Source organism: Cupriavidus metallidurans CH34 (genome assembly GCF_000196015.1).
In the GTDB taxonomy this organism is placed as follows: Bacteria; Pseudomonadota; Gammaproteobacteria; order Burkholderiales; family Burkholderiaceae; genus Cupriavidus; species Cupriavidus metallidurans.
Genome location: NC_007973.1, coordinates 1,446,815 through 1,472,762 on the forward strand (window position 1 = coordinate 1,446,815; position 25,948 = coordinate 1,472,762).

The 25,948-nt window shown below is 65.0% G+C and carries 26 protein-coding genes; 24 read left to right on the top strand and 2 right to left on the bottom strand.

Going from position 1 to position 25,948, the window contains the following annotated elements; translation table 11 throughout:
• Positions 1-6: 6 nt before the first annotated feature.
• From RMET_RS06740 to RMET_RS06810, 15 genes are all read left to right on the top strand, one after another.
• The gene (locus tag RMET_RS06740) at positions 7-951 is read left to right on the top strand and encodes a LysR family transcriptional regulator (RefSeq protein ID WP_021159343.1); all 945 of its coding nucleotides are present in this window, start codon (positions 7-9) and stop codon (positions 949-951) included.
• On the top strand, positions 948-1,226 hold the full coding sequence (locus RMET_RS06745) for an EexN family lipoprotein (RefSeq protein WP_011516102.1): 279 nt from the start codon (positions 948-950) through the stop codon (positions 1,224-1,226). Before RMET_RS06740 ends, RMET_RS06745 begins: the two co-directional genes overlap by 4 nt.
• Before the next feature lie 236 nt (positions 1,227-1,462).
• Entirely contained in the window at positions 1,463-3,472 is a 2,010-nt protein-coding gene (locus tag RMET_RS06750) for a conjugal transfer protein TraG (protein WP_041240082.1), read from the top strand.
• Entirely contained in the window at positions 3,469-3,933 is a 465-nt protein-coding gene (locus RMET_RS06755; RefSeq protein ID WP_011516105.1) for a ribbon-helix-helix protein, CopG family, read from the top strand. The genes RMET_RS06750 and RMET_RS06755 overlap by 4 nt, the downstream gene beginning before the upstream one ends.
• Positions 3,930-4,994 (top strand): P-type conjugative transfer ATPase TrbB, encoded by a 1,065-nt coding sequence (gene trbB, locus RMET_RS06760; RefSeq protein WP_011516106.1) that lies wholly within the window; start codon positions 3,930-3,932, stop codon positions 4,992-4,994. Before RMET_RS06755 ends, trbB begins: the two co-directional genes overlap by 4 nt.
• Positions 4,991-5,374 (top strand): TrbC/VirB2 family type IV secretion system protein, encoded by a 384-nt coding sequence (locus RMET_RS06765; protein ID WP_011516107.1) that lies wholly within the window; start codon positions 4,991-4,993, stop codon positions 5,372-5,374. The genes trbB and RMET_RS06765 overlap by 4 nt, the downstream gene beginning before the upstream one ends.
• Positions 5,371-5,643 carry a VirB3 family type IV secretion system protein gene (locus RMET_RS06770; protein ID WP_003138984.1) on the top strand — a complete coding sequence of 91 codons (273 nt, stop codon included), beginning with the start codon at positions 5,371-5,373 and terminating at the stop codon, positions 5,641-5,643. Before RMET_RS06765 ends, RMET_RS06770 begins: the two co-directional genes overlap by 4 nt.
• 12 nt (positions 5,644-5,655) lie before the next feature.
• A complete protein-coding gene (trbE, locus tag RMET_RS06775; protein ID WP_011516108.1) occupies positions 5,656-8,115 on the top strand; it encodes a conjugal transfer protein TrbE in 2,460 nt (819 codons plus the stop codon).
• Positions 8,112-8,849 (top strand): P-type conjugative transfer protein TrbJ, encoded by a 738-nt coding sequence (gene trbJ / locus RMET_RS06780; protein ID WP_011516109.1) that lies wholly within the window; start codon positions 8,112-8,114, stop codon positions 8,847-8,849. The genes trbE and trbJ overlap by 4 nt, the downstream gene beginning before the upstream one ends.
• 12 nt (positions 8,850-8,861) lie before the next feature.
• The gene (locus RMET_RS06785) at positions 8,862-9,182 is read left to right on the top strand and encodes a hypothetical protein (protein ID WP_011516110.1); all 321 of its coding nucleotides are present in this window, start codon (positions 8,862-8,864) and stop codon (positions 9,180-9,182) included.
• The gene (trbL, locus tag RMET_RS06790; protein WP_011516111.1) at positions 9,179-10,558 is read left to right on the top strand and encodes a P-type conjugative transfer protein TrbL; all 1,380 of its coding nucleotides are present in this window, start codon (positions 9,179-9,181) and stop codon (positions 10,556-10,558) included. Before RMET_RS06785 ends, trbL begins: the two co-directional genes overlap by 4 nt.
• Positions 10,559-10,582: 24 nt before the next feature.
• Positions 10,583-11,287: a conjugal transfer protein TrbF gene (gene trbF, locus RMET_RS06795; RefSeq protein ID WP_011516112.1), complete on the top strand. Its 705-nt coding sequence runs from the start codon at positions 10,583-10,585 to the stop codon at positions 11,285-11,287.
• Positions 11,284-12,276 carry a P-type conjugative transfer protein TrbG gene (trbG, locus tag RMET_RS06800; RefSeq protein WP_011516113.1) on the top strand — a complete coding sequence of 331 codons (993 nt, stop codon included), beginning with the start codon at positions 11,284-11,286 and terminating at the stop codon, positions 12,274-12,276. The genes trbF and trbG overlap by 4 nt, the downstream gene beginning before the upstream one ends.
• Positions 12,277-12,278: 2 nt before the next feature.
• A complete protein-coding gene (locus RMET_RS06805; RefSeq protein WP_011516114.1) occupies positions 12,279-13,550 on the top strand; it encodes a TraB/TrbI/VirB10 family type IV secretion system protein in 1,272 nt (423 codons plus the stop codon).
• A complete protein-coding gene (locus tag RMET_RS06810; protein ID WP_011516115.1) occupies positions 13,547-13,792 on the top strand; it encodes a DUF2274 domain-containing protein in 246 nt (81 codons plus the stop codon). Before RMET_RS06805 ends, RMET_RS06810 begins: the two co-directional genes overlap by 4 nt.
• Positions 13,793-14,126: 334 nt before the next feature.
• Here RMET_RS06810 and RMET_RS06815 read toward each other — a convergent pair whose 3' ends face one another.
• A complete protein-coding gene (locus RMET_RS06815; protein ID WP_024570892.1) occupies positions 14,127-14,957 on the bottom strand; it encodes an outer membrane protein assembly factor BamD in 831 nt (276 codons plus the stop codon).
• A 17-nt stretch (positions 14,958-14,974) separates the two neighbouring features.
• Between RMET_RS06815 and RMET_RS06820 the strand changes: the two genes are divergently transcribed.
• Positions 14,975-16,186 carry an RluA family pseudouridine synthase gene (locus RMET_RS06820; protein ID WP_011516117.1) on the top strand — a complete coding sequence of 404 codons (1,212 nt, stop codon included), beginning with the start codon at positions 14,975-14,977 and terminating at the stop codon, positions 16,184-16,186.
• A complete protein-coding gene (pgeF, locus tag RMET_RS06825; RefSeq protein WP_011516118.1) occupies positions 16,173-16,964 on the top strand; it encodes a peptidoglycan editing factor PgeF in 792 nt (263 codons plus the stop codon). The genes RMET_RS06820 and pgeF overlap by 14 nt, the downstream gene beginning before the upstream one ends.
• 25 nt (positions 16,965-16,989) lie before the next feature.
• Here pgeF and RMET_RS06830 read toward each other — a convergent pair whose 3' ends face one another.
• Positions 16,990-17,217, bottom strand: a complete 228-nt coding sequence (locus tag RMET_RS06830) for a hypothetical protein (protein ID WP_011516119.1) — start codon at positions 17,215-17,217, stop codon at positions 16,990-16,992.
• A gap of 328 nt (positions 17,218-17,545) precedes the next feature.
• Between RMET_RS06830 and phaC the strand changes: the two genes are divergently transcribed.
• From phaC to bktB, 7 genes are all read left to right on the top strand, one after another.
• Positions 17,546-19,453 (top strand): class I poly(R)-hydroxyalkanoic acid synthase, encoded by a 1,908-nt coding sequence (phaC, locus tag RMET_RS06835; RefSeq protein ID WP_029310215.1) that lies wholly within the window; start codon positions 17,546-17,548, stop codon positions 19,451-19,453.
• 76 nt (positions 19,454-19,529) lie between these two features.
• Positions 19,530-20,711 carry an acetyl-CoA C-acetyltransferase gene (locus tag RMET_RS06840; protein WP_011516121.1) on the top strand — a complete coding sequence of 394 codons (1,182 nt, stop codon included), beginning with the start codon at positions 19,530-19,532 and terminating at the stop codon, positions 20,709-20,711.
• Positions 20,712-20,827: 116 nt separating this feature from the next.
• Positions 20,828-21,568 carry a 3-ketoacyl-ACP reductase gene (locus tag RMET_RS06845; protein ID WP_008646821.1) on the top strand — a complete coding sequence of 247 codons (741 nt, stop codon included), beginning with the start codon at positions 20,828-20,830 and terminating at the stop codon, positions 21,566-21,568.
• A gap of 368 nt (positions 21,569-21,936) precedes the next feature.
• Entirely contained in the window at positions 21,937-22,488 is a 552-nt protein-coding gene (gene phaR, locus RMET_RS06850) for a polyhydroxyalkanoate synthesis repressor PhaR (protein ID WP_011516122.1), read from the top strand.
• Positions 22,489-22,680: 192 nt separating this feature from the next.
• Positions 22,681-23,058 (top strand): hypothetical protein, encoded by a 378-nt coding sequence (locus RMET_RS06855; RefSeq protein WP_224445984.1) that lies wholly within the window; start codon positions 22,681-22,683, stop codon positions 23,056-23,058.
• A gap of 186 nt (positions 23,059-23,244) precedes the next feature.
• Complete coding sequence (gene rimO / locus RMET_RS06860; protein WP_011516124.1) at positions 23,245-24,615, top strand: 30S ribosomal protein S12 methylthiotransferase RimO; 1,371 nt, start codon at positions 23,245-23,247, stop codon at positions 24,613-24,615.
• Positions 24,616-24,714: 99 nt separating this feature from the next.
• On the top strand, positions 24,715-25,899 hold the full coding sequence (gene bktB / locus RMET_RS06865) for a beta-ketothiolase BktB (protein WP_011516125.1): 1,185 nt from the start codon (positions 24,715-24,717) through the stop codon (positions 25,897-25,899).
• The last annotated feature ends 49 nt before the right edge of the window (positions 25,900-25,948 follow it).

Consider the following 25,948-nt stretch of genomic DNA (forward strand, 5'->3'; position numbering starts at 1 on the left):
GGCACAGTGGAGTTGCGCCACCTTCGATGCTTCATCGCTGTCGCGGAAGAACTCCACTTCGCGCGCGCCGCCGAGCGGCTACATATCGAGCAGTCGCCATTGTCGCGGGCCATCAAGGAATTGGAGGAGGACTTGGGTGTGCAATTATTCGAACGCACCACCCGCAGTACCCGCCTCACCCGCGCGGGCCAGCTCTTCCTGGAACACGTGCCACGCATCTTTACTGCCTTGCAGCAGGCGCGTGACAGCGTGAAAGCGGTCGCCAATGGTTTCCACGGGCAATTGCGTGTGGCCTTGTCGGATGGCATCACGCCTTCGCGCTTACCGGCCTTGCTGGCGCTATGCCGACAAGAGGAGCCCGAGGTCGAAATTCGCTTCTTCGAGGTGCCGCTGTCGCAGCAGATCAAAGGGCTGCATGATGACCTGTACGACGTGGGATTTGCCCAATCCGATGAAGTGGGCGACGGCATCGTCGCTTTGCCCGCCTGGAGCGATGCGTTGATGGTGGCGGTGCCCGCCCGGCATCCGCTGCTGATCCACAAGCGCATCCCCTTGGATGAGTTACTGCGCTACCCATTGGTACTGTGCGATCCGCAAGTCTGTGAAGGCCTCGCGAAGCATGTTGAGCGGGTGCTTCGCCGAGTGGACATGGAGCCGCTGGTCGCGGAGCGAGTTGCCACAAGCGATTTGATGATGGCGTTGGTGTCAGCGGGCTTCGCACTTGGGTTGGCGGGTGCAGCTCACATTGCCGCCAGTCGTGAATCAGGTGTGGTGGCACGACCTTTGGCGTCACGCGTGCCACCGCTGACGACCTATTTGCTTCGTCTTGACAGTGATCCGTCCGATGAACTGGCGCGGTTCATTGAGCGCGTAAAGGCCATCGATCTGCCAGAAACTCCCAGACCCGCACGAGGCCGCAATCCCGATCACCCGGAGGAACTGATGCCATGAAGAAGATCATTCCGTTCTTGCTGGTGGCTGCCTTGACCGCCTGCGGTCAGTCCGAGACACCTCTGAACGCCACCAATTCAAAGGCAAGGATTCCGACAGTAGAAGAACTGGCGGCTAACCCAGAGCACCTCAAAGAACTGCGTCTGCAATGCAAGACCGACCGCCCCAAGTTGGGCGATACGATATGCGATCGGGTCGCCGAAGCCACGCGCAAACGGTTCTATGGCGACCGTGATACTCCGTACACGCCACCGAAACAATCGCCCAAGTTCTGATCGTCGGTGACGCGCCGCATCGGCTTCATATTCTTGTCCGACACGCCGCGATGCGCCTTCGCTTGCGGCGCTTTTCTTCGGCTCGCCGTCACACTAATTCTTTCTTTTTGCTCGACCATTCTGCTGAAAACGGTCTTTGACCGGCACTGACCCGGCACCGATCCTGACGCATGCGGCACGTTCCTGTGCCGCGATTTCCATGAGGAATCAGCGCAGGAGAAATCGGAGGCCAGGTCATGCAAGGGACGAACGTGCTGTTCGGTCAGATCGCCGTGGTGTTCGGCATCGTGATCGCCGGCGTGTGGGGCGCCACACAATGGACAGCAGCGGCCCTTGGCTATCAAGTACGCCTTGGCTCTCCCTGGTTCGATCTTCTTGGCACGCCGATCTACCACCCGTGGAAGCTGTTTGAGTGGTGGTTCTTCTTCGGCGCCTATGCGCCGGAAGTATTCGACACCGGCGGCGCCATCGCCGGCGCCAGTGGCATGGTCGCCGTGGGCGTTGCCATCGCCATGTCGGTCTGGCGCTCGCGCCAAGCTCGCCTCGTCACCACCTACGGCTCGGCGCGTTGGGCTAACGCGCAGGACATTCGCATGGCGGGCCTCACGCATCCAGCCGGCGTCTTCCTCGGCCAGCACGACCGCCAGTACCTGCGGCATGAAGGCCCGGAACACGTCCTGACCTTCGCGCCCACGCGCAGCGGCAAAGGTGTCGGCCTGGTGGTGCCGACGCTGCTTTCCTGGCCTGCGTCCGCCGTCATCCACGACATCAAGGGCGAGAACTGGCAGATCACCGCCGGCTGGCGCTCGCGCTTCTCGCATTGCCTGCTGTTCAACCCCACCGATGCGAAGTCGGCCGCCTACAACCCGCTGCTGGAGGTTCGCCGCGGCGCGCATGAGGTGCGCGACGTGCAGAACATCGCGGACATTCTGGTCGATCCCGAAGGCGCGCTGGAGAAGCGAAACCATTGGGAAAAGACCAGCCACGCGCTGCTGGTCGGGGCCATCCTGCATGTGCTCTACGCGGGCGAGGACAAGACGCTGCGCGGCGTCGCCAACTTCCTCTCCGACCCGGCCAGCCCCTTCGAGCTGACCTTGCACCGGATGATGACCACGCTTCACCTCGGCGATGGCCCACATCCGGTAGTGGCGTCCGCTGCGCGCGAAGTGCTCAACAAGTCGGACAACGAGCGTTCCGGCGTATTGAGCACCGCCATGTCGTTCTTGGGCCTCTACCGTGATCCGACGGTGGCCGAAATCACGTCGCGCTGCGACTGGCGCATTGCCGACCTGATCGCGGCCGAGCATCCGGTGTCGCTGTACCTGGTGGTGCCGCCTTCGGACATTTCGCGGACGAAGCCGCTCATCCGCCTGATCCTCAACCAGATCGGGCGGCGGCTCACCGAATCGCTCGATGGCTCCGACGGCATTCAGCGCCGCCACAAGCTGCTGCTGATGCTCGATGAGTTCCCGGCGCTGGGGCGCCTGGACTTCTTCGAGACGGCGCTGGCCTTCATGGCCGGCTACGGCATCCGCAGCTTCCTCATCGCGCAGTCGCTCAACCAGATCGACAAGGCGTATGGGCAGAACCATTCGATTCTGGACAACTGCCATGTGCGCGTGACGTTCGCCACGAACGACGAACGCACCGCCAAGCGGATTTCCGAGACGCTGGGCACAGCGACCGAACTGCGCGCCCAGCGCAATTACGCAGGCCACCGGCTGGCTCCGTGGCTGGGCCACCTCATGGTGTCGCGTCAGGAAACCGCGCGCCCGCTGCTGACGCCCGGCGAAGTCATGCAGCTTCCGCCTGACGTGGCGGTGGTGATGGTGTCGAGCGTGGCGCCGATCAAGGCGAAGAAGCTGCGCTACTACGCGGACGCCAATTTCAAGCGTCGCGTGCTGCCGCCGCCCACGCTGGCGAACGGGCAGTACGCAGACGCGCCGCCATTGCGATCCGACGACTGGAGTGGGCTGGCGATTCCTGCTGGGCCCACCGCACCAGCCACGGCATCCGCCGATGGCCTGGAGGACTTGGGTACGGCCGACGACGGCGGCCCGCGCCGTCAGCCCGAACTCTCCGAAACCGTCGCTTACGACCCCGAGCTGGCCGCTCCCGCGGCCGACCTTGGGCTGCTCGATGACGACGACGACCTGCCGCTTCCGCTTCCTCGCCAGCTCGATCTAGCCATGCATCGCACGGCCCGGCTGGCTTCCCTCGACCCCAACGACGGAATCGAGCTATGAGCCACTATCGCCTGAACCTCTTTATCCAGCCCGAGCACGCCAAGCGGCTCGACGAGCTTGCCGCCAAGAAAGGCGTGTCCAAGTCATCCATCGTCGCGGCGGCGCTCGCATCGTGGCTGTCGCCCGATGCCGCCGACCAGCGCGAGGCAGCCATCGCCAAGCGGCTGGATCGCCTCTCGCGCCAGTCCGAGCGCATGGAGCGCGACCAGAACATCGCCATCGAGACGCTGGCGCTGTTCATCCGCTACTACCTGACCGTCAGCACGCCGGTGCCGGAGGCCCATCAGGAGGCGGCGCGCGCCCAGGGCAAGGCGCGCTTCGAGCAGTTCACCGAGCAGCTTGGCCGCCAATTGCTGCGGGGCCGCAGCCTGGTGCGTGACGTGGTGGAGGAGTTGCATCCCGACCCGATGCGAATGGAGGACGCGGCGGCAGCCACGCAAGCGCAGGAGCGTGCGTCATGAGCGCCCGAATCTCCATTGAAGGGCAGTCCATGAGTGCCACGTCGCTCGACCGCCGCATCCAGATGCTGCGCACGGCGATGGGGCCGCTGATCGCCGCCGCGCTCGAAGACCCGGACGTGGTGGAGGTGATGCTGAATCCCGATCGCACCCTTTGGGTGGATCGGCTTTCCAGTGGGCGCGCGCCGATGGGCGTGGAACTGCCCGAGGCGGACGGCGAGCGAATCATCCGCCTCGTGGCCGCCCACGTTGGCGCGGAAGTCCATCGCGGCCAGCCGCTGCTGTCCGCCGAGTTGCCCGAGACGGGCGAACGCTTCGAGGGCATTTTGCCGCCGGCAGCGCCGGGGCCGGCCTTCGCGCTGCGCAAGCGGGCCATCGGCGTGATTCCGCTGGAGCGCTACGTCGTGGAGGGAATGATGACCGCCGCACAGGCGGGCTTTCTCGTTCGCGCCGTACGCGAGCGGCAGAACGTGCTGATCGCCGGCGCCACCAGCAGCGGCAAGACGACCTTGGCGAACGCGCTGCTGGCCGAGATCGCCGCCACCGGCGACCGCGTGCTGGTGCTCGAAGACACTGTGGAACTGCAATGCGCGGCCCGCGACCACGTTCCGCTGCGCACACGCGCGGGCGTGGTGTCCATGACGGAGCTGGTGCGCTCGTCCATGCGACTGCGGCCCGATCGTGTCGTCGTCGGCGAGGTGCGCGGCGCCGAGGCGCTGGATCTCATCAAGGTGTGGGGCACGGGCCACCCCGGCGGCATCGCCACGATCCACGCCGGCTCCGCGCTCGGCGCGCTGCTGCGCCTGGAGCAACTGATTCTCGAAGTGGCCGTGAATCCGCCCCGTGCGCTGATCGCCGAGGCGGTCAACGTGGTGATCCACATCGCCGGGCGCGGGCGCAAGCGCCGCATCGAGAGCATCGCCCGCGTCGTCGGCTTCGACGGCGTGGGCTACCAACTGGCGGACGCGCTGGAAACGTCGTTTCCCGAGCTACTGCCGATCCCCGATGCCGCATCCGCTGCGGCGACTTCCCCGTCCCCTGACCAACCTGGAGAACTGCCATGACGCAGATGACCATTTCTGCTTTCCGTGTTTCCGTAAATCCGGCTTTGCGCCTTGCACGGCTGCGTAGCCTGGCCCGCCCTGCTGGGCAAGGGCTGCTGCTGGCCGCGCTGCTGCTGTTCCTGGCCGGCACCGCGCAGGCCGCCGGTTCCTCGATGCCGTGGGAAGGCCCGCTGCAATCCATCCTCGAATCCATCCAGGGGCCGGTGGCGCGCATCGTCGCGGTCATCATCATCATCGCAACCGGCCTCGCGCTGGCCTTCGGCGACACGTCGGGTGGTTTCCGCAAGCTGATCCAGATCGTGTTCGGCCTGTCCATCGCGTTCGCGGCTTCGAGCTTCTTCCTGTCGTTCTTCAGCTTCTCCGGCGGGGCCGTCGTATGAGCGGCCCGGATACCTTCGCGGCTGGGTTCGAGGTGCCGCTGCATCGCTCGCTGACCGAGCCGATCCTGCTGGGCGGTGCGCCGCGCACCGTGGCAATCGCCAACGGCACGCTGGCCGCCGCCGTCGGGCTAGGCCTGCAACTGTGGATTCCTGGCGTCGTGCTCTGGATCGTCGGCCATTCGCTGGCGGTATGGGGCGCGCGCGTCGATCCGCAGTTCATGGCCGTGTTCGCCCGGCACATCAAGCACCGCCCGCTGCTGGACGTGTGAGGGGACGCCGCCATGCTGAACCTTGCCGAATACCGCCAGCGACCCGCATTGCTCGCCGACTGGCTGCCGTGGGCTGGATTGGTTGCGCCGGGCGTCGTCTTGAACAAGGACGGCAGTTTCCAGCGCACGGCCCGGTTTCGCGGGCCTGACCTCGACAGCGCGACGCAAGGCGAGTTGATCGCCACGTCGGCACGCCTGAACAACGCCCTGCGCCGCATGGGTTCGGGCTGGGCGCTGTTCATTGAAGCAGAGCGCCGACCCGCCGCCGACTATCCGCACTCGGAGTTTCCCGAGCCACTGTCGTGGCTGGTGGACGAGGAACGCCGCGCCACCTTCGAGGACTCGGGCAACCACTTCGAGAGCGGCTATCACCTGACGCTGGTGTACCTGCCGCCCGAGGAATCGCGCGCCCGTGCCGCCAAGATGCTCTACGAGAACACGCCGACGAATGGCGTGGACTGGCGCGAGCGCCTGCAAGCCTTCGTCGCGGAGACGGATCGCGTCTTTGACCTGCTCGATGGCGTGATGCCGGAAATCACCTGGCTCGATGACAGCCAGACGCTGACCTACCTACACGCCACCATCTCGACGCGGCGCTATCGCGTCGGCGTGCCCGAAGTGCCGTTCCACATCGACGCGCTGCTGACCGATTCCGCGCTGGTCGGTGGCCTGGCACCGATGCTGGGCGACCAGCACCTGCGCGTGGTGTCGGTGCGGGGCTTCCCGACCTCGACCTGGCCGGGGATTCTGGACGACCTCAACCGCCTCGGCTTTGCCTACCGCTGGAGCACGCGCTTCCTGTGCCTCGACAAAGCCGAGGCGGAACGGGAGTTGGGGCGCCTGCGCCGCCAGTGGTTCGCCAAGCGCAAGAACGTCATCGCGCTGCTGCGCGAAACGATCTTCCAGCAAGAAAGCCCGCTGGTGGATACCGACGCCAGCAACAAGGCGGCGGATGCAGACGCGGCCTTGCAGGAGCTGGGCAGCGATCAAGTCGCCTTCGGCTACCTCACCGCGACGGTGACGGTGCTCGATGCCGACCCGGCCGTGGCCGACGAGAAGCTGCGCATGGTTGAGCGCGTCATTCAGGGACGCGGCTTCATCACCATCCCGGAAACGCTCAACGCCGTGGATGCGTGGCTGTCGTCCATTCCGGGCAACGCCTACGCCAACGTGCGGCAGCCCATCGTCTCGACGCTGAACCTGGCTCACATGATGCCGGTGTCGGCGGTATGGGCCGGGCCGGAAAAGGACGAGCACCTGGACGGCCCGCCGCTGATCGTCACGCGCACCGATGGCGCCACGCCTTTTCGCTTGGTCACTCACATCGGCGACGTGGGCCACACGCTGGTCGCGGGGCCGACCGGCATGGGCAAGTCGGTTTTGCTCGCCACGCTGGCAATGCAGTTCCGCCGCTATCGCGGCTCGCGCATCTTCGCGTTCGACATGGGCCGCTCGATGCGCGCCACGGTTCTCGGGCTGGGCGGCGAGCACTACGACCTCGGGACGGACGGCGAAATCGCCTTCCAGCCCTTGGCACACATCGACCGCGAGGGCTACCGCACCTGGGCGGCCGAATGGATCGAAGGCCGCTTGCTGCATGAAGGCGTGGCGGTCGGTCCCGACGAGAAAGCGGCTATCTGGTCGGCGCTGGGAAGCCTCGCCGGTGCGCCGTTGGAGCAGCGCACGATGACGGGGCTTTCCGTGCTGCTGCAATCGAACACGCTGCGTCAGGCGCTGTCGCCCTATGTGCTCGGCGGTGCCCACGGCAAGCTGCTGGACGCCGACCATGACCGGCTAGGCATGGCCGACGTGCAGTGCTTCGAGATGGAGGAACTGATGCACAACAAGGCCGCCGTCATGGCCGTGCTGCATTACCTCTTTGCGCGCTTCGATGAACGCTTCGACGGTGCGCCCACGCTGCTGATCCTCGATGAAGCGTGGCTGTTCCTCGATGACCCGGTGTTTGCCGCGCGTATCCGGCAATGGCTCAAGACGCTCAGGAAAAAGAACGTCAGTGTCATCTTCGCCACGCAATCGCTGGCGGACATCAAGGATTCGAGCATCGCACCCGCGATCATCGAGAGCTGCGCAAGCCGCATCTTCCTGCCGAACCCGCAGGCGACCGAGCCGCAGATTCGTACGATCTACGAGGGCTTCGGCCTGAACTCACGGCAGATCGAAATCGTCGCCACCGCGCAGCCCAAGCGCGACTACTACTACCAATCCCGCTTCGGCAACCGCCTATTCGACCTCGACCTGGGGCCGGCGACGCTGGCCTTTGCGGGCGCTTCCACGCCGCAAGACCAGCGCGACATGGACCGCGTGCTGCTGGACGCCGGCACGCCCGGCTTCGCAGGCGGCTGGCTGCGCCATTGCGGCCTCGATTGGGCGGCCGATCTGCTGCCCTCGTTCCCCGGCCTCGCGCCGGGTTCCCTCCGTACCGCTGACCACCTATTGGAGAACCAGCTATGAAGATCCGTGCGCTTTCCATTTCTCTCGCCGCCGCGCTGTCGGTATCGCTGCTGGCCGTACAACCGGCATCTGCCATCACGGTGTTCGATCCGTCCAACTTCGTGCAGAACACGCTGACCGCGATTCGCACGCTGGAGCAGATCAACAACCAGATCCAGCAGCTTCAGAACGAAGCGCAGATGCTGATGAACCAGGCGCGCAACCTCGCCAGCCTGCCGTCCAGCGTGGTGAACCAGTTGCGCGCCAATCTGGCGACGACCGAGCGGCTGATCGCTCAGGCTCGCGGCTTGGCCTACGACGTGACGAACCTCGATCGGGAGTTCGCGCGCCTGTATCCCGAGCAGTACGCCGCCACCGTCAGCGGCGACCAGATGTACCGCGACGCGCAGGAGCGTTGGCGGAACACGCTCAACGGCTTGCAGACCACCATGCAGATGCAGGCGCAGGTGTCGCAGAACCTGGGCGAAGACGAAAGCGTGCTGGCCGACCTTGTGAGCAAGAGCCAGTCGGCCCACGGTGCATTGCAGGCCATGCAGGCCATGAATCAGTTGCTCGCCTTGCAGGCCAAGCAATCGATACAGGCGCAACGGCTCCAGATCACACAAGACCGGGCCGCCTCGCTGGAGCTGGCGCGACAGGCGGCGGCCACGGAACGTGCCCGCGAAGTGCGGCGGCGCTTCCTGGGCGAAGGCACGCCGTACACGCCGCAGACCGTGAACTTCTACCGCGACTGACGGGAGGCCGCCATGCGATGTGTCCTCGTCCTGTGTGCTGTGCTGCTGGCCGCTTGCAGCGAGCAGCCGGCCGACAATCTTGCCGATGCCTTGGCCGCCGATCCCGTGCGGCTCAAGGCATTGCGCGCGCAATGCGCGGCCGACCGACAGGCTACGGGCGAGGACGCCTGCCGCGCCGCTACCGAAGCCTTCCGGCGGCGCTTCTTTTCTGGCCAGGCCGGGCCTGATGAATACCTGACGCTGCCCGACCTGCCGCCGATCCCGCCGAGCTTCGAGGAATCGGCCGATGGCATGGCGCCGGCCGTTCCCGTCGAACCGGAGGACACGCCATGAATGACGTGACCATCATCGACCAGTTCCTCAACACCTTCGCCACCTACATCGACTCGGGTTTCGGACTGCTGCGGGGCGAAGTGGCGTTCCTCACGGCCACGCTGATCGTCATCGACATGACGATCGCCGGCCTGTATTGGGCCATGAGCCATGCCACCGGCCAGGGCGAGGACGTGATCGCCAAGCTGCTGCGCAAGGTGCTCTACGTCGGTGCCTTCGCCTATATCCTCAACAACTTCAACTGGCTGGCCAGCATCGTGTTCCGCTCGTTCGCCGGGTTGGGCATCACCGCCACCGGCTCGGCCATCACGATGGAGAACTTCCTCCAGCCGGGCCGGCTGGCCAAGACCGGCATCGACGCCGGGGCGCCAATTCTGGAACAGATCGGCGAGATGGCCGGGTTTCCCGAGGTGTTCGTGAACCTCGATCCCATCGTGGTGATGTTCCTCGCTTGGTTGGTCGTGGTCCTGTGCTTCTTCGTGCTGGCGATCCAGCTTTTCATCACGCTGATCGAGTTCAAGCTGACCACACTCGCGGGCTTCGTGTTGGTGCCGTTCGCGCTGTGGAACAAGACCAGCTTCCTCGCCGAGAAGGTGCTGGGCAACGTGGTGTCGTCCGGCGTCAAGGTACTGGTGCTGGCCGTGATCGTGGGCATCGGCTCGGGCCTGTTCGCGCAGTTTCAAGTCCATCCCGCCGAACCGTCCATCGACCACGCGCTGGTCATCATGCTGGCCTCGCTCACCTTGCTGGCGCTGGGGATCTTCGGCCCCGGCGTCGCCACGGGCCTCGTGTCCGGTGCGCCGCAGCTCGGCGCTGGCGCAATGGCCGGTGCTGCTGTCGGCGCTGCCGGCACGGCTGTCGCCATCGGCGCCGCCGCGACGGGCGTGGGTGGCGCCGTGGCTGCTGGCGCGCGCATGGCCCCGGCTGCCGCCAAGCTGGCCGGAAGCGGTGCGCGCGCCGCCACGACGGCGGCCGGCAGTGCGAAGTCGGCGTTCCAGGCCGGTTCCGCCGCCGCTGGCGGCGGCGCAAAGGGCGCGATGGCGGGCCTGGGCAACGTCGCCAAGACCGGCGCGCAGGCCGCCGGATACGCGGCTGCATCCCGTGCTTCCGCTGCCGGGCAGCGGATGGCCGCTCCGTTCCGTGCTGGCTGGAATGGCTCGATGGCCGACGCTGGCGCGTCAGCCGGCCAAGCCTCCGCAGGAGAAGCCCCCGCAGGCGACGCCGCTGCACAGAAGCCGGAACAACCCGCCTGGGCCAAGCGGCTGCATCGCCGCCAGCAACTCACCCACGCCGCGACCACCGCCGCGCACACGCTGCGCGGCGGTGACGGTGGCGGCTCGGGGCAAGGCCCGAGCCTGCGCGGCTCCGACGAGTAAAGCGATTCACAAGGAGAACTGACCATGCGATTCAGAAAACCGCAGGTGCGCTATGCCGACACGCCGCAGCCTGCCACGCCGTACCAAGCTGCCGGCCAGGTGTGGGACGACCGTATCGGCTCGCCGCGCGTGCAGGCGAAGAACTGGCGCCTGATGGCCTTCGGCTGTCTGACGCTCGCGCTGTTGATGGCCGGCGGCCTGGTGTGGCGCTCGGCGCAGTCCTTCGTGACGCCCTACGTCGTGGAGGTGGACAACGCGGGCCAGGTGCGCGCCGTGGGCGAAGCCGCCACGCCGTACCGGCCCAACGATGCACAGACGGCGCACCACATCGCGCGCTTCGTGACGCTGGTGCGCTCGCTGTCCATCGACCCCATCGTCGTCCGCCAGAACTGGCTGGACGCCTACGATTACACGACCGACAAGGGCGCGGCCGTGCTCAACGACTACGCGCGAGTCAACGACCCGTTCGCGCGCATCGGCAAGGAGTCGGTGACGGTGCAGATCACCAGCGTCGTGCGCGCCAGCGACACGTCTTTCAACGTGCGCTGGACGGAACGCCGCTACGTCAACGGCGCCGCGGCGGGCCTGGAGCGGTGGACGGCCGTGGTGTCCATCGTGCTCCAGCCGCCGCGCACCGAAGAACGCCTGCGCAAGAACCCCCTGGGCATCTACGTCAACGGCCTGTCGTGGAGCCGCGAACTGGATTCTTCCGAAGGAGCCAAGCCATGAATGATCTTTTCCGTAAATCCGCTTTGCCGGTGATCCTGCTTGCCCTCGTGGGCTGCGCCTCGCAGGGCAAGCCACCGCCGACCATCTCGCTCGATGAGCCGGTGCAGGCCCAGCCGCTGCCGGAGCCGCCCGCGCCGGTGGAGGTGGTGGCCGTGCCCGAGGTTCTACCGATGCCGGCGCAGTTGAAGCCGTTGCCCGAAGCTGAGGACGCCAAACCTGCGCCGGAGCCGGCTGACGAGAAGGTGCGCGTCTCGCGCGCCAATGCCGAGGCCCGCGTAGCCCCCACGCGCGAGGGCTACGTCAATGCGATTCAGGTTTGGCCCTTCACGGACGGGGCGCTCTATCAGGTCTATGCGGCCGTGGGCCGCGTGACCGTGGTTTCGCTCCAGCCGGGCGAGGAACTGGTGACGGTGGCCGCTGGCGATACCGTGCGCTGGATCGTGGGCGACACGTCCAGCGGCAGCGGTGCCGATCTGCGCGTGAACGTGCTGGTCAAGCCGATTCGCTCAGGCCTCAAGACCAATCTCGTCATCACCACCAGCCGCAGGACGTACCTGCTGGAGCTGGCTTCGACGGAAAAGACGTGGATGGCGTCGGTGTCCTGGGAGTACCCGCGCGACCGGATGCTGGCGCTACAGCGCCAAGCGCAGGCGGCCAATGCCGCCGCGCCGGTCGATGCCGGGCTGGCGCTAGAGAACCTGCGCTTCCGCTACGCAATCAGCGGCAGCAATCCGCCGTGGAAGCCGTTGCGCGCCTTCGACGACGGGCAGAAGGTCTATATCCAGTTCCCCGCTGGCATCGCGCAAGGCGAGCTGCCGCCGCTGTTCGTGATAGGGCCGGAAGGCGACGGGCAACTGGTGAACTACCGCTTCCGCTCGCCGTACTACATCGTGGATCGCCTCTTTGGCGCGGCAGAGCTGCGCCTGGGCGGCGACAAGGGCGCCATGGTGCGGATCGAGCGCACGGATGGCGTGGCACGGAGGAACTGACCATGATCCAGGACGACACCCCCGACCTCGCCAGGCCGCAAGCGGGCAAGGTCGCGCCCGAGGCGTTGGCGCTGCGCGCCCAGCCGCGCCCGGTCACGCGCCTGAACCGGCGCACGCTGGCCATCCTCGTCGGCGGCCTGTCGGTCGCCGTGCTCGGAGCCACGATCTGGTCGTTGCAACCGCAGCGGCGCAGCGCGGGCGAGCAGCCCGAGCTTTACAACGTCGATCGCGTCTCGAAGTCCGAAGGGCTGGACGGCCTGCCGGCCGACTACTCGAAGCTGCAGCCGAAGGTGCCCGAGTTGGGGCCGCCGCTGCCGGGCGATCTTGGCCCGGCCATCGTGAACTCGCAGCAGCCGGCCGTGGCCGCTTACGCGGCCCCCGGCCACCATCCCAACGATGCCTTGCGCAAGGAGGAAGAAGCCGCTGCGGCTTCGTCGGTGTTCTTCCGTTCGGGCGGCCAAGGCCCCACCGCCGCGGTGGCGCAGGCGACGCCGGGTGCGCCTGGTGGTGCAAGCGCGCTCGCGGCCTTCGACCCGCTCGCAGCCGGGTCGGCCTCGACGGCGGCGCAGCCTGGCGACCCGACCGCCGTGCAGAACCGGCAAGACCAGAAGGAGGCGTTCCTGAAAGCCGGTTCTACGGAAACCCGCAATTCCGGCAATCTGGCGCTGCCGGCGTCGCCCTATCAGGTGATGGCTGGAACCGTGATCGCGGGCGCGCTGGTGACGGGCATCAAGTCGGACTTGCCGGGCGACGTGATCGCCACGGTGACGGAGCCGGTCTATGACACGGCTACAGGCAAGTACCTGCTGATCCCGCAGGGGTCGCGCATCCTCGGGCGCTACAACAGCCAGGTCAGCTACGGGCAGAGCCGCGTGCAGGTGGTGTGGAACCGGATCATCCTGCCCGACACGTCCTCGCTGACGCTCGACAACCTTGTCGGCACCGATCCAGCCGGCTATTCCGGTCTAGAGGATGACGTGGATTGGCATTGGAATCGCATCGTCGCGGGCGCGGTGCTGACGACGCTGCTGGGCGTCGGAGCCGAGCTGGCCGCGCCGGAGAACCGCCAGGACGGCAACCGCATCGTCATCGCCGGGCGCGACAGCGCCCAGGACGGCATCAATCAGGTCGGCCAGGAGATCACCCGGCGCAACATGAACATCCAGCCGACGCTGACCGAGCGGCCGGGCCTGCCGGTGCGGATCATCGTCAACCGGGATCTAGTGCTGCGGCCCTACCAGCCGCTGTTCTTCAATCGGGGAGCTTCGCAATGAGCGCGACCAAGAAGCTGCGGCTCGGGCCGCTGCCCAAGACCGAGAACGTCAAGCTGACCTTTGCCTGCCCGGCCAGCCTGAAAGCCGACCTCGACCGCTACGCCGCGCTGCACGCGCAGGCATATGGCGAAGCAGTCGATGCAGAGAAGTTGATCCCGCACATGCTGGAGGCGTTCATGGCGGGGGATCGGGGATTCAGGAAGGGCACGACGACCCGGAGCGCGCCATCAAAGCCTACATGATGGCATCGCATTCCAACGGCATCCATCGAACGCGCAGCCCTCAGCTGCGCGTTCTTCATTCTGGAGGCCGCCAAGCCTCTTGGGCTATGATGACGCGACAGGCCCGCCGTTCCTCGGCAATCCAGCACGACACAGTGCGATGCGGCTTTCTCTCCCGACGCTCTTATGTGGCTCCTAGCCGACGAAGCCGCGGTTCTGCAAAGCGGCCCCGAAAAGAGCTAACCTACTGCCCCATATACGGTTTCAAGCCCTGCGTGATTTGCGCGAAAGACTTGACACCGGCACTTTTTTGTTGCTTGCATCGAAATGTCCATTGCGGACAGGTTCGGCAACCTCAGAACACTTCCCACCAGGACTTGTCCTTGCGGCGCTGCCCATATTTGATGTAGTCGCTGTTCGGATAGTTGCGTTCCATCACGCGGGCGGCATCGTCGCGCAGATCCTTCATGCCCAGCGCATCATACGAGCGGACCATGATATACAGCGCTTCCTCGTTGGCCGGCGCGCCGTCGTAGTCCTTCAGCGCCTGCTGCGCGCGGTTGACCGCAGCCAGGTAGGCGCCGCGGCGATAGTAGTAACGCGCCGCGTGAACTTCGTGCTGGGCCAGCGAGTTGACGATGTACTGCATGCGCAGCGTGGCGTCGGGCGTGTACTTGCTGTCCGGGTAGCGGGTGATCAGGATCTGGAACGCGTCATAGGCTGCTCGCGCCGCCTTCGGATCACGTTCGCTCAGATCCTGGCCGGAGAACCGGCCCAGCCAGCCCAGGTTGTCGTTGAAGTTGATCAGCCCCTTGAGGTAGTAGGCGTAATCGATGTTCGGGTGGCTCGGGTGCAACTGGATGAAGCGGTCGACGGCAGCCAGCGCGGCAGCGGTCTCGCCATCCTTGTAGTTGGCGTAGGCCGTATCGATCTGCGCCTGCTGGGCGTAACGGCCAAATGGATAGCGGCCCTCGAGCTTCTCGTAGAGCTTGACGGCGCGCGTGTAGTCGCCGCCATCTAGAGCATCCTTGGCTTCAGAATATAATTTGTTCGCTGACCAGCCAGCCGTTTCGTCCGGCTGGTCGCCCAGCAGGCCGCACGCGGACAGCATGACGCAGCCGCCTGCAAGCAAAATCGCTCCAAATCTCGCGCGCCAATTAGCGCGTCTCATGCTCTGCAATTGCATGGGCAACCTGTTCCCGGATGAAAAATAGCGCCAAGCATTATAGCCGAAGCCCCAAGCCCGAAACCGGGCCGGAGCGCCACACCGAATCCACCGCCGTAGCGGACGTCGATACGGAGGAGTTTGGCGACCTCGGTGAGTTCAACGACGATGTGCCGGTCTCGCCGCCGGCCGCGTCGGATTTCGTGCCACTGTACATGGAAGTCGATAGCGCGTCTCACGGCGAGCGCCTCGACAAGCTGCTCGCGCGGCACTTCAGCGAGTTTTCGCGTAGCCGTATCCAGCAATGGATCGAGGATGGCGCCGTAAGGGTCGATGGCGAGCCAAGCCGTGCCAAGGCATCGGTCCAGATGGGCCAGAAGATCGAGGTCCAGCCGCAGGCCGCCCCGGAGTCCATGGCATTCACGGCGGAAGACGTGCCCCTCGACGTCGTGTACGAGGATGATGCCATGTTGGTCATCAACAAGCCTGCCGGACTGGTCGTCCACCCCGCCGCCGGCAACTGGAGCGGCACCGTGCTGAACGGGCTGCTGCATCGCGACCCGTCTGCGGCAAGGCTGCCCCGCGCGGGGATTGTCCACCGGCTGGACAAGGAAACCTCCGGCCTGATGGTGGTGGCACGGACGCTGGTCGCCCAGACGGATCTGGTGCGACAGCTCGCCGCGCGCACGGTCAAGCGGACCTATCTCGCGCTGGTCTGGGGCGAGACCCCCGATGACGGCACGATCGATGCACCGATCGGCCGGGACCCTCGCGAGCGCACGCGCATGGCGATCGTGCATACGAACAGCGGCAAACCGTCGCGCACGCACTTCGAGACCCTTGGCACGGTGCCGCTGGGCCGGGGTAAGGTGTCGATGGTGATGTGCCAGCTCGAGACCGGTCGGACGCACCAGATCCGCGTGCATTTCGAGTCGATCGGCCATCCGCTGGTGGGCGATCCCGTCTATCACAAGGCCACGCAACGCGGGCAGCGCCCCGCGATCCGTGTGCCGCTGCCTGTCCCGTTCACGCGCCAGGCGCTCCATGCCTACCGGCTGGGGCTCGTGCATCCGGTCACCGGCCGCAAGATGTCGTGGGAAGCCGAGCCGCCTGAAGACCTCCAGGCCTTGATCGATGCCCTCGACTTCGAGGGGCATGCGCAGGACGATGAAGAGGAAGACGACTGGTACGAAGGGGACGACGATGACCAAGTCGACCACGACGACCACGACGACCATGACGACGAATGATCGCCCGGCCTGGATCGTGCCCGACTGGCCCGCGCCGGCGTGGGTGCGCGCATTGTCGACCACGCGCCATGGTGGTGTCAGTGCAAGCCCCTACGGCCTGGCCGATGGATCGACCGGTGGCCTGAATCTCGGCACGCATGTCGGTGATGACCCGGCCGCCGTGTCCGAGAATCGGCAGCGCTTGGCGGAACATCTGCCGGCTATGCCGCGCTGGCTCGACCAGGTGCATGGCTGTGGCGTGGTCACGGCCGACGGCGTCACGGATGGTGTGCCGCAGGCGGACGCGAGCATCGCCACCGAGTCAGGCCACGTCTGCGCGATCATGACGGCCGATTGCCTGCCAGTGCTGCTCTGCGATGCGGCGGGCACGGTCGTTGGCGCGGCACATGCGGGCTGGAGAGGGCTCTGTGATGGGGTCATCGAGGCCACGCTGGCACGCATGGCAGCGCGTGCCGGCCCCGATCCAACCTGGCTTGCATGGCTTGGTCCGGCCATCGGGCCGACGGCATTCGAGGTAGGTGCCGAGGTCCGTGCCGCCTTCATCGAGCGCGCGCGCGACGACGAGCGGGCAGGGGTCGAGGCAGCGTTTCTCCCGGGCGCGCCGGGCAAGTACTGGGCCGATATTTATGCGTTGGCCCGCATCCGGTTGGCACGCGCGGGTTGCGTGCGGGCTTACGGCGGGGATGCCTGTACCGTTACCGACGCCGATCGCTTTTTCTCCTACCGCAGGGACCGCACGACTGGCCGCATGGCCACGCTCGTCTGGCTGGAACGCTGACAGCCGCCGCCGGCCGTGGCACCGTCTATTGGCCGGCTTTCGACTCGGATTCCGCCGTCTTTGCCGCGGCGGCTTCGCCGGCTTCACGCGCTTTTCGCCGCCTGCGCCGGCCCGGCGTCCCCATGATGTACATCACGATCGCGACCGGAGCCAGTCCGTAAAACAGAAAGGTGGCCACGCCAGCCACCGCGTTGGTCTCGGTAATCGACATCATCAGGACGACGTAGAGCCAGCCAATTGCCACGATATACATCAGACTTTCATCTCTTTCGTGTATGAGTTCATGCTGCCTGGCACGCCGCGCCAGGCCTACCGTCCGGTAGGTCGGGATTTGGCGGCCAGGGAGTTACCTGTCGTGCGGATTTCCGCATTGACAGCGTCTACATTGCGAGGCAACAATGCCTTTAAATGTATCGAAACCGAGGAATTACTCTAGGGTTTCGCCGGCTAGCATAGCGTATGACGCAGGGCATCCGAGGTCGTTCTGCAGCAGTGTCAGACGCAACCCGGATCAGGGGCGGGTCGGGAGACAGTCACCCCGAGCCCGTCAACCAATACGACGGCAGAGAGACGAATACATTATGGCGACCGGCAAAGGTGCGGCAGCTTCCGCTAAGGAAGGCAAGTCCCAACCGTTTCAGTTCGTGCCGGGGCCATTTGATCCAGCCACCTGGCTGGAGTGGTCCCGTCAATGGGTACCCGAGGCCAACGGCGATATGCCGTCAGGTTTCCCGGCCGGTATGGCCGGCGCGTTTCCGGGTGGATTCCCGGGCGGCGAGGCATTCGTCCAGGCCTTCCAGAACGCTTTCCAGGGTGCCACCGCGCAGGGTGCGAACGGCATGAATGGCGCCGGCGGCGTGAAGATCGCGCCCGCGCAGCTTGCTCGTATCCAGGAACGCTTTTTCAGGGATTTCGCCGAACTCTGGCGAGAAATGGGCGAGGGCGCCGTGGCAGCCAGCACGCCTGCGCCCAACGGCGCGGCCAATGCCGATTCAGCCAGCCAGCGCTTGTCCGACAAGCGTTTCGCCAGCCCGGCATGGCGCAACAATGCCCCGTATCGCTATACCGCAGCCTTTTACCTGCTGACGGCCCGGGCCATGACCGAACTGGCCGAGGCGGTCGAGGCCGATCCCAAGGTTCGTCAGCGCATCCGCTTCGCGGTATCGCAATGGGTGGATGCCATGTCGCCGGCCAACTTCCTGGCGACGAACCCCGACGCGCAACAGCGCCTGATCGAATCCGGTGGTGAGTCGCTGCGCAAGGGCGTGCGCAATATGCTGGAGGATCTGGGCAGGGGCAAGATCTCACAGACTGACGAAACAGCGTTCGAGGTCGGCCGCAATATGGCCGTGACCGAAGGCGCCGTAGTCTACGAGAACGAGTATTTCCAGCTTCTGCAGTACAAGCCTCTGACCGACAAGGTCTACGAGCGGCCGCTGCTGATGGTGCCGCCGTGCATCAACAAGTTCTACATTCTGGACCTGCAACCCGAGAGCTCGCTGGTGCGTCATGCGGTGGAGCAGGGGAATACCGTCTTCCTGGTGTCGTGGCGCAACCCCGATGCATCGATGGCCGAGCGCACCTGGGATGAGTACATCGAGCACGCGGCGATCCGCGCGATCGAAGTGACGCGCGACATCAGCGGACAGGACAAGATCAACGTGCTGGGCTTCTGCGTCGGCGGCACGATCGTCTCGACGGCGCTTTCGGTGCTGGCCGCGCGTGGCGAGCGTCCCGCAGCCAGCCTGACATTGCTGACCACGCTGCTGGATTTCGCCGATACGGGCATCCTCGATGTCTTCGTCGACGAAGCGCACGTGCAACTGCGCGAGGCCACGCTGGGTGGGGCCGGCGGCGCGCCGTGCGGGCTGCTGCGCGGCGTGGAACTTGCCAATACGTTCTCGTTCCTTCGTCCGAACGACCTGGTCTGGAACTACGTGGTCGACAACTATCTCAAGGGCAACACGCCGGTTCCGTTCGACCTGTTGTTCTGGAATGGCGACGCCACCAATCTCCCGGGCCCGTGGTACTGCTGGTACCTGAGGCATACGTATCTGCAGGACGAGTTGAAGGTGCCGGGCAAGCTCACGGTCTGCAACGCGCCGGTGGACTTCGGGGCGATCGACGTGCCAACGTACATCTACGGGTCGCGCGAAGACCACATCGTGCCCTGGGCCGCGGCCTACGCTTCCACGGCGCTGCTGCGGAACAAGTTGCGTTTCGTGCTGGGTGCCTCTGGCCATATCGCGGGCGTCATCAACCCGCCGGCCAAGAAGAAGCGCAGTCATTGGACCAATGACAAATTGTCGGAATCGGCCCATGATTGGCTGGCCGGCGCGCAGGAGCATCCGGGAAGCTGGTGGCCGGACTGGGTGACATGGCTGGGCAAGCAGGCGGGTCAGAAGCGTGCCGCGCCAGCCGATTACGGCAATGACCACTACCGGGCGATTGAACCCGCGCCAGGGCGCTACGTCAAACAGCGCGCCTGAGCTTCATAAGGGCCGGCCCGCGACGCCGGCCCGGATTTCGAACCGTTCCGCATTCGTTTTCTCGAAAGGACATCAAATGACCGATATCGTCATCGTTTCCGCAGCCCGTACCGCAGTTGGCAAGTTCGGCGGTTCGCTCGCGAAGATTCCCGCGCCGGAGTTGGGCGCCATCGTGATCAAGGCCGCGCTGGAGCGTGCCGGCGTGAAGCCGGACCAGGTGAGCGAAGTGATCATGGGCCAGGTGCTGACGGCCGCCTCGGGTCAGAACCCGGCACGCCAGGCTTCGCGCAAGGCGGGCCTGCCCGACATGGTGCCGGCCATGACCATCAACAAGGTGTGCGGTTCGGGCCTGAAAGCCGTGATGCTGGCCGCCAACGCGATTGTGGCTGGCGAGGCCGAGATCGTCGTGGCCGGCGGCATGGAGAACATGAGCGCCGCGCCGCACGTGCTGCCGGGTTCGCGCGATGGCTTCCGCATGGGCGACACCAAGCTGGTCGATTCGATGATCGTTGACGGCCTGTGGGATGTGTACAACCAGTACCACATGGGTATCACGGCCGAGAACGTGGCCAAGGAATACGGCATCACCCGCCAGGCCCAGGACGAGTTCGCCGTGGGCTCCCAGAACAAGGCCGAAGCCGCCCAGAAGGCCGGCAAGTTCGACGAGGAAATCGTTCCGGTCCTGATTCCGCAACGCAAGGGCGATCCGGTTGCGTTCAAGACCGACGAGTACGTGCGTCAGGGCGCCACGCTGGAAAGCATGGCTAGCCTGAAACCGGCCTTCGACAAGACCGGCACGGTGACGGCCGCCAACGCATCGGGCCTGAATGATGGCGCCGCCGCTGTGGTCGTGATGTCGGCGGCCAAGGCGCGCGAACTGGGCCTGACCCCGCTGGCGACCATCAAGGCGTACGCCAACGCCGGCGTGGACCCGGCCGTGATGGGCATGGGCCCGGTGCCTGCCAGCAAGCGCTGCCTGTCGCGTGCCGGCTGGGAGGTCAAGGACCTGGACCTGATGGAAATCAACGAGGCCTTTGCCGCTCAGGCACTGGCCGTGCATCAGCAAATGGGCTGGGATCAGTCGAAGATCAACGTGAACGGCGGCGCGATCGCCATCGGCCATCCGATCGGCGCGTCAGGCTGCCGCATCCTGGTCACGCTGCTGCACGAAATGAAGCGCCGCGATGCCAAGAAGGGCCTGGCCTCGCTGTGCATCGGTGGTGGTATGGGCGTGGCGCTCGCAGTCGAGCGGAATTAAGCATCGCAATTGCATTGAGGGGTGTGCCGGCCGTGTACGTCCAGGACGGATGCGGCCGGCGTGAATAAGAAAGACCAAAGCTTCGACACGATCGGGCGAGCCAACTAGGAGTGGATATGACTCAGCGCATTGCATATGTGACCGGCGGCATGGGCGGCATCGGGACCGCGATTTGCCAGCGACTGGCGCGGGATGGTTACAAGGTGGTGGCGGGCTGCGGCCCGAATTCGCCACGTCGTGAGAAGTGGCTCGAACAGCAACGCGCGCTCGGGTTTGAATTCGTGGCGTCCGAAGGCAACGTCGCCGACTGGGACTCCACCAAGGCAGCCTTCGATAAGGTCAAGTCCGAAGTGGGCGAGGTCGATGTGCTGATCAACAACGCCGGCATCACGCGAGACGTAGTGTTCCGCAAGATGACCCGCGCGGACTGGGATGCGGTGATCGACACGAATCTGACGTCGCTGTTCAACGTGACCAAGCAGGTCATCGACGGCATGGCTGACCGCGGCTGGGGTCGAATCGTCAATATTTCGTCGGTGAACGGCCAGAAGGGTCAGTTCGGTCAGACCAACTACTCGACCGCCAAGGCAGGCCTGCACGGCTTCACGATGGCGCTGGCGCAGGAAGTGGCCACCAAGGGCGTGACCGTGAACACGGTGTCGCCGGGCTACATCGCCACGGACATGGTCAAATCGATTCGCCAGGATGTGCTCGACAAGATCGTCGGCACGATTCCGGTCAAGCGTCTGGGCACGCCCGAAGAAATCGCCTCGATCTGCGCTTGGCTGTCGTCGGACGAGTCGGGTTTCTCCACCGGTGCCGACTTCTCGCTGAATGGCGGCCTGCACATGGGCTGACCGGCGCGCGCGCCGGATGTCGCCGTTGATGCGGCGCATCCAGCGCAGTGCACAAGCATGACCCGGCCGGGCTCCGGCTGGCGTTTCTGGCGGGCGATGCCGCGCATTCGTGCGCGTTCATTGCCCGTTTGTCATCTTTCCACGCTGTTTTGCTGCGGGTTTTCCTTAAACCTTGCCGTCTTTTCTTAGTGCCTTGTTGAGCATAGAATCAGGGCAATAGCGCAACCGGCACCACTGTGGAGCCTTTCGGCTGTGTCCGGTCCGGTTGTTCTTGCGCACTGCATCGCACGCGGTGCAGCAGTACCGAGCGATGGCGCAGCAGCGATGCCGGACAACGGCATCAGCGACGACACAAGGATAGAGCACCGATGGCCACGAGCAAAAAAGGCGCAGAGCGACTGATCAAGAAGTATCCCAATCGCCGGCTCTACGACACGCAGACCAGTACCTACATCACGCTCGCGGATGTGAAACAACTGGTCATGGACAGCGAGGAGTTCAAGGTCGTCGACGCCAAGTCGGGCGAAGAACTCACGCGCAGCATCCTGCTGCAAATCATCCTGGAAGAGGAAACCGGCGGCGTGCCAATGTTCTCGAGCGCGATGCTCTCGCAGATCATCCGCTTCTACGGCCATGCGATGCAGGGCATGATGGGCACCTACCTGGAAAAGAACATCCAGGCCTTCATCGACATCCAGAGCAAGCTGGCCGAGAATTCCAAGGGTCTTTACTCGGGTGAGCCATTCAGCCCGGACATGTGGTCGCAGTTCATGAACCTGCAGGGGCCGATGATGCAGGGCATGATGAGCAACTACATCGAACAGAGCAAAAACCTGTTCGTGCAGATGCAGGAGCAGATGCAGAACCAGGCCAAGTCGATGTTCGGCACGTTCCCGTTCAACCAGCCGGACAAGAAGTAAGCAGGTTCGGTTTTCGCCGCGCAACAGCCGTGCAGTGGTGTCACCACCACGGACTGTTGTGAAAGCGTGGCAAATTCCCATATCCGTGCGTCATTCTCTTTGACGCGTCGAATCGGGCGAGAGGGCATGGTCCAATTGGCCATGCCCTGTTTGTTCAGGGGTCCTGTTCAGACATCATCTCCTCGTCGCCCGATGGAAATCGACAAATTTCAACCGTTCGTACTCGACCTCTACACCCAGCTCGGCCAGGTACAGCGCGACATTGGTTCGCTCACGGCCGGCCAGCAGGCCATGACGGAACAGCTTCGGCAACAAGAAAGCCAGATGCGGGAGTCCGAGTCGCGGATCATTCATGCGATGGACCAGTTCGAGGCTCGTCTCACTGCAAGGGTCGATAAAGTGGAGTCAGATCTATCCGGGCGCATCCAGTCGACCGAGGACAAGCTCTCCGTTATGAAAGACCGCGTCAACCGGGTGTTCTGGGCAACCGGTGGCGGCGGGGTCGTGTTGGGCCTGGCGCTCGGCTGGAGGCCGATTCTTGCCCGGGCCGCCAGTCTTCTTGGAACGTGATGCGCCCCGGGCACAGAACGAAGCCCGCCAAGGGCAGGCGCGCCAATATCGCTTGCTCAGGGTAAAATCACGGCCTTTCATGGCAATGACGGCGCCCGGCAGGCACGCCGGATGCCCTTGGCCCAGAGCGGCGCGCCACCGGGGACGGTCGGATGCGCCCCGAATCCCCCCTATTTGCGGTGCCCCATGTCGTCTGATACCAACTTGTCCAATCCGCCCAAAGTCGGCTTTGTTTCACTCGGCTGCCCCAAGGCCCTAGTGGACTCCGAGCAGATCATTACCCAGCTCCGTGCCGAGGGATACTCGATCAGCGGCACCTATGACGGCGCCGACCTTGTGGTCGTCAATACGTGCGGCTTCATTGACGAGGCTGTGCAGGAGAGCCTGGACGCGATCGGCGAGGCGCTGACGGAGAACGGCAAGGTGATCGTGACCGGCTGCCTGGGCGCCAAGAAGGATGCCGCCGGGCACGACATCGTGAGTGCCGTGCATCCGAAGGTGCTGGCTGTGACCGGCCCGCACGCGCTGGGCGAGGTGATGCAGGCGGTGCATACGCACCTGCCGAAGCCGCATGACCCGTTCACTGACCTGGTGCCGGCGGCCGGTATCAAGCTGACGCCGAAGCACTATGCCTACCTGAAGATTTCGGAAGGCTGTAACCATCGCTGCTCGTTCTGCATCATCCCGTCGATGCGCGGCGACCTCGTCTCGCGCCCCGTGGCTGAAGTCATGCTCGAGGCCGAAAACCTGTTCAAGGCGGGCGTCAAGGAACTGCTGGTCATCTCGCAGGACACCAGCGCTTATGGCGTGGACGTCAAATATCGCACCGGTTTCTGGAATGGGCGCCCGCTCAAGACGCGCATGACGGAACTGGTGGCCGCGCTCGGCGAGCTGGCGAGCCAGTATGGTGCATGGGTTCGCCTGCACTACGTCTACCCGTATCCGCACGTCGACGAGATCATCCCGCTGATGAACCAGGGCAACGTGCTGCCTTACCTCGATGTGCCGCTGCAGCATGCGCATCCGGATGTGCTCAAGCGCATGAAGCGCCCGGCGAATGCCGAGAAGACACTCGACCGCATCCGCGCGTGGCGCGAAGTCTGCCCGGACCTGACGATTCGTAGCACGTTCATCGCCGGTTTCCCCGGTGAGACCGAGGAAGAATTCCAGACGCTGCTCGATTTCATCGCCGAAGCCGAGCTTGACCGGGTGGGCTGCTTTGCCTATTCCCCGGTGGAAGGCGCCACGGCCAACGACCTGCCCGGTGCGTTGCCGGACGAAGTGCGCGAAGAGCGACGTGCCCGCTTTATGGAAGTAGCCGAGGAGGTCTCCGCCCGCCGTCTTCAGCGCAAGGTCGGCCAGACGCTGCGCGTGCTGGTGGACGAGGTCAATCAGGACGGTGGTATCGGCCGGTCGTCGGCGGATGCGCCGGAAATCGATGGTCTCGTCTATATCGATCCGGCGGCCAAGGCTTCACAGCGCTACAAGACGGGCGACTTCGTCAATGTGAAGATTACCGGCGCCGACGGTCACGATCTTTGGGGTGAAGTGGCGTAAGCCGTACTTGTGCATACAATTAGGTAAAAGTACGGTCGTTCGTTTTCCCGGGGTCGGGTCTATACTGTGCGGCGCAACATGAACGCATGGAGACAAGACATGGCACGTGAAGTGGTGGTTGTCAGCGGTGTGCGCACCGCAATCGGTACCTTCGGCGGCAGCCTGAAGGATCAGGCCCCGACGGATATGGGCGCTCTGGTCGTGCGCGAAGCACTGGCCCGCGCCGGCGTTTCGGGCGATGACGTGGGTCATGTGGTGTTCGGCAACGTGATCCAGACCGAGCCGAAGGACATGTATCTGGGCCGCGTGGCGGCTGTGAATGGTGGTGTGTCGATCAACGCGCCGGCACTGACCGTCAATCGCCTGTGCGGCTCCGGCCTGCAGGCAATCGTCAGCGCAGCCCAGACGATTCTGCTGGGCGATGCCGACGTGGCAATCGGCGGCGGCGCGGAAAGCATGAGCCGCGCGCCGTACCTGGCGCCGATGGCCCGCTGGGGTGCGCGCATGGGTGATGCCAAGCTGGTCGACATGATGCTTGGTGCACTGCACGATCCGTTCCACGCGATCCACATGGGCGTGACGGCGGAAAACGTCGCCAAGGAATATGACATTTCGCGCCAGCAGCAGGACGAAGCCGCGCTCGAATCGCATCGTCGTGCTTCCGCCGCCATCAAGGCAGGCTATTTCAAGGATCAGATCGTTCCGGTTACGCTGAAATCGCGCAAGGGCGACGTGGTGTTCGATACCGACGAGCACGTGCGTCACGATGCGACGATGGACGACATGACCAAGCTCAAGCCGGTGTTCGTCAAGGAGAATGGCACGGTCACGGCCGGTAACGCCTCGGGCCTGAACGACGCCGCCGCCGCCGTGGTGCTGATGGAGCGTGCCGAGGCCGAGCGCCGCGGCCTGAAGCCGCTGGCTCGGCTGGTGTCCTACGGCCACGCCGGTGTCGATCCCAAGACGATGGGTATCGGTCCGGTGCCGGCTACGAAGATCGCGCTGGAACGTGCCGGCCTGACGGTCAAGGATCTCGATGTGATCGAGGCCAACGAGGCATTCGCGGCGCAGGCCTGCGCGGTGACCAAGGCTTTGGGTCTCGACCCGGCGAAGGTCAACCCCAATGGCTCCGGTATCTCGCTTGGCCACCCGATCGGCGCCACCGGTGCGCTCATCACGGTCAAGGCGCTGTACGAGCTGCAGCGTGTACAGGGTCGCTACGCGCTGGTGACGATGTGCATCGGTGGTGGCCAGGGCATTGCCGCGATCTTCGAGCGCGTTTAAAGTCGCGGGCAGTCAATCTGCCCGAGGAAGTCCGTCTTGTCCCGTCCCG

Coding starts and splice junctions, on each gene's coding strand:
- RMET_RS06745 (WP_011516102.1), top strand. CDS start 948: ATGAAGAAGATCATTCCGTTCTTGCTGGTGGCTGCCTTGACCGCCTGC.
- RMET_RS06750 (WP_041240082.1), top strand. CDS start 1,463: ATGCAAGGGACGAACGTGCTGTTCGGTCAGATCGCCGTGGTGTTCGGC.
- RMET_RS06755 (WP_011516105.1), top strand. CDS start 3,469: ATGAGCCACTATCGCCTGAACCTCTTTATCCAGCCCGAGCACGCCAAG.
- trbB (WP_011516106.1), top strand. CDS start 3,930: ATGAGCGCCCGAATCTCCATTGAAGGGCAGTCCATGAGTGCCACGTCG.
- RMET_RS06765 (WP_011516107.1), top strand. CDS start 4,991: ATGACGCAGATGACCATTTCTGCTTTCCGTGTTTCCGTAAATCCGGCT.
- RMET_RS06770 (WP_003138984.1), top strand. CDS start 5,371: ATGAGCGGCCCGGATACCTTCGCGGCTGGGTTCGAGGTGCCGCTGCAT.
- trbE (WP_011516108.1), top strand. CDS start 5,656: ATGCTGAACCTTGCCGAATACCGCCAGCGACCCGCATTGCTCGCCGAC.
- trbJ (WP_011516109.1), top strand. CDS start 8,112: ATGAAGATCCGTGCGCTTTCCATTTCTCTCGCCGCCGCGCTGTCGGTA.
- RMET_RS06785 (WP_011516110.1), top strand. CDS start 8,862: ATGCGATGTGTCCTCGTCCTGTGTGCTGTGCTGCTGGCCGCTTGCAGC.
- trbL (WP_011516111.1), top strand. CDS start 9,179: ATGAATGACGTGACCATCATCGACCAGTTCCTCAACACCTTCGCCACC.
- trbF (WP_011516112.1), top strand. CDS start 10,583: ATGCGATTCAGAAAACCGCAGGTGCGCTATGCCGACACGCCGCAGCCT.
- trbG (WP_011516113.1), top strand. CDS start 11,284: ATGAATGATCTTTTCCGTAAATCCGCTTTGCCGGTGATCCTGCTTGCC.
- RMET_RS06805 (WP_011516114.1), top strand. CDS start 12,279: ATGATCCAGGACGACACCCCCGACCTCGCCAGGCCGCAAGCGGGCAAG.
- RMET_RS06810 (WP_011516115.1), top strand. CDS start 13,547: ATGAGCGCGACCAAGAAGCTGCGGCTCGGGCCGCTGCCCAAGACCGAG.
- RMET_RS06815 (WP_024570892.1), bottom strand. CDS start 14,957: ATGCAATTGCAGAGCATGAGACGCGCTAATTGGCGCGCGAGATTTGGA.
- RMET_RS06820 (WP_011516117.1), top strand. CDS start 14,975: ATGAAAAATAGCGCCAAGCATTATAGCCGAAGCCCCAAGCCCGAAACC.
- pgeF (WP_011516118.1), top strand. CDS start 16,173: ATGACGACGAATGATCGCCCGGCCTGGATCGTGCCCGACTGGCCCGCG.
- RMET_RS06830 (WP_011516119.1), bottom strand. CDS start 17,217: ATGTATATCGTGGCAATTGGCTGGCTCTACGTCGTCCTGATGATGTCG.
- phaC (WP_029310215.1), top strand. CDS start 17,546: ATGGCGACCGGCAAAGGTGCGGCAGCTTCCGCTAAGGAAGGCAAGTCC.
- RMET_RS06840 (WP_011516121.1), top strand. CDS start 19,530: ATGACCGATATCGTCATCGTTTCCGCAGCCCGTACCGCAGTTGGCAAG.
- RMET_RS06845 (WP_008646821.1), top strand. CDS start 20,828: ATGACTCAGCGCATTGCATATGTGACCGGCGGCATGGGCGGCATCGGG.
- phaR (WP_011516122.1), top strand. CDS start 21,937: ATGGCCACGAGCAAAAAAGGCGCAGAGCGACTGATCAAGAAGTATCCC.
- RMET_RS06855 (WP_224445984.1), top strand. CDS start 22,681: ATGGAAATCGACAAATTTCAACCGTTCGTACTCGACCTCTACACCCAG.
- rimO (WP_011516124.1), top strand. CDS start 23,245: ATGTCGTCTGATACCAACTTGTCCAATCCGCCCAAAGTCGGCTTTGTT.
- bktB (WP_011516125.1), top strand. CDS start 24,715: ATGGCACGTGAAGTGGTGGTTGTCAGCGGTGTGCGCACCGCAATCGGT.